Annotated in this window: 2 protein-coding genes; both read left to right on the forward strand. The window is 60.6% G+C overall.

Going from position 1 to position 2,601, the window contains the following annotated elements; translation table 11 throughout:
- On the forward strand, positions 1 to 1,435 hold a 1,435-nt coding region (locus AAAB35_RS19810; protein WP_340669991.1), incomplete at its 5' end, for an adenylate/guanylate cyclase domain-containing protein.
- Positions 1,436 to 1,474: 39 nt separating this feature from the next.
- A partial coding sequence (locus AAAB35_RS19815; protein ID WP_340669992.1) for an amidohydrolase family protein occupies positions 1,475 to 2,601 on the forward strand: 1,127 nt, incomplete at its 3' end.

Here is a 2,601-nt window from a genome sequence, read left to right on the forward strand (position 1 = left end):
TGCCAGTGGAGACCGGCTGTCCGAGGGCAGCACGAAAGCGACCGGGTACGATCCGCGTACCCGGGACTGGTACAAAGCAGCCGCCCGAGGGGAGGGTCCCGTTTCGGTCGGCCCTTACGAAATGGCGACCACCGACGCGCTTGGCATGACGATTGCCCAGGCTCACCGCGGCAACGGGAACGTCGTCATCGGGATCGATGTCATTCTCGACACCATTACCGGGTTCCTCGCGGCCGAACGGATGACGCCGGAAACCGTCGCGTTCATCATCGACGCGGCGGGTAATCTCGTGATTCATTCCGACCCCAAGGCGACCCAACAGGTGCTTGCGCCCAGAAGTGACGAGGGGCAGCGCTCGTCCGATCCGCTTATTCACGGCGTCCTGGCCGACCAAAACTGGCGCGAGGGAGCAAGGTCCATCGAGGTGGGGGGCCGAACATTTCTTGTCATGGTCGCCCCCATCAGCTCGGCATTGCTGTTTGCAGGGCATCGCCTCGTGGTGGCAGCCCCCATGGACGAACTGCTGGCGCCAGCCAACCGCGCGCTGCTTCAGGCACTGGGGGTATCGATTTTTGTGGTCATTCTCGCCCTTCTTTGCGCTGTCCTATTGGCAAGGTTGATCACAAAGTCGCTTTATCGCCTTACCGATGGCGCAACCAGGCTGCAGAGCCTTGATTTTACCACGCCGATCGATGTCGCTTCGCATGTGAGCGAGATTGCGATGCTCGGCTCGGCGATGAACAAGGCGCGCAACGCGATCTTCACCTTCGCGCTCTATGTGCCAAAGGAAGTGGTGCGGCGCGGCATCCAGTCGGGCCAATTCGGCGGGCGCGCAGCATGGCGCCAGCAGGTAACGGCGCTGTTTACTGATATCTATGACTTCACGACCATCAGCGAGCGCCACACGCCCGAGGACGTGGTCGCCATGCTCTCGGAATACTTCGATGTTTTCAGCATGACCGTCAACGAGCATGGCGGAACGATCATCCAGTTCCTCGGCGACTCCGTCTTTGCCATGTGGAACGCACCCATCGTCGACGAGGAGCACGCCTGGCACGCATGCCGATGTGCGCTCAAGGTCGAAGAAAAGCTTCGTGCCTTCAACGCTGCCCAGCTTGAAAAGGGGCTTCCGCAATTTCGCACCCGCTTTGGCATTCACTCCGGTATGGCCGTGGTGGGCAGCGTTGGGGCGAGCGAGCGCCTGCAATACACGGCGATGGGCGATACGATCAACGTCGCTTCCCGCCTTGAGGGCATGAACAAGGCCTATGGCACAACCATCCTTGCCAGCGACACGGTCGTAAAGCTCTGCGAGAAACATATTCGCTTTCGAAAGCTCGGCTCGGCGCAAGCAAAGGGGAGGGTCGTGGCGCTTGAAATCTACGAGGTGATGGGCGAAGTCACGCACGCCGCGAGCGAAGGAGCCGGAAGATGATCCGTGCCGCAATGCAGTATTCTGGGCAGGTGGTCCGTCATGTTTGATCTCAAAGTCACCAACGCCACGCTGCCTGATGGCCGTACGGGCATCGATATCGGCGTGAAGGCCGGGCGGATTTCTGCCGTCGGGCCCAAGCTTCATGGCGACGCGCAGGAGGTCATCGACGCCGGCGGCTTGCTCGTGTCAGCGCCCTTTGTCGATAGCCATTTTCACATGGATGCAACGCTTTGCCTCGGACGACCGCGCCTCAACGAAAGCGGGCGGCTGCTTGAGGGTATAAAGATATGGGGCGAACTGAAGCCGCTTCTCACCCATGAGGCGGTGGTTGAGCGGGCGCTGCGCTATTGCGATCTTGCCGTGACGCAAGGGCTCCTTGCAATCCGCACCCACGTCGATGTTTGCGACGAAAGGCTCCTTGGCGTCGAGGCCCTGCTTGACGTCAAGAAACGGGTCGCGCCGTATATCGACCTGCAACTCGTCGCATTTCCGCAAGATGGTTACTATCGTTATCCGGGTGGCGCCGACCTGTTGCAAAGGGCCCTCGATCTTGGCGTGGACGTCGTCGGCGGGATCCCGCATTTCGAGCGCACGATGGACGAGGGCGCTGCGAGCGTCAAGGCACTGTGCGAAATTGCGGCGAGGCGCGGCCTGATGGTCGATCTTCATTGCGACGAGACCGACGACCCCCTGTCACGTCACATTGAGACGCTTGCCTTTGAAACGCAGCGTCTTGGCCTTGGCGGGCGCTCGGCGGGCTCGCACCTCACATCGATGCACTCGATGGACAATTACTATGTCAGCAAGCTTTTGCCGCTGATTGCGGAAGCCGGTGTCGCAGCCATTGCCAATCCGCTGATCAATATCGGAATTCAGGGGCGTCACGACACCTATCCGAAGCGCCGCGGCATGACGCGCGTTCCCGAACTCCTCGCCCACGGTGTCATGGTGGCGTTCGGCCATGATTGCGTGATGGATCCGTGGTATTCGCTGGGACAGGGCGACATGCTGGAGGTTGCAAGCATGGGCCTACACGTTGCGCAGATGACGAGCCGCAGTGCAATGCGTCAATGCTTTGCCGCGGTGACGAGCGAGCCGGCGAAGATCCTCAATCTGGAGGGCTATGGTCTTGATGTCGGATGCAAGGGCGACATGGTGCTTTTGCA

The organism is Phyllobacterium sp. (assembly GCF_037994425.1).
Lineage (GTDB): Bacteria > Pseudomonadota > Alphaproteobacteria > Rhizobiales > Rhizobiaceae > Phyllobacterium.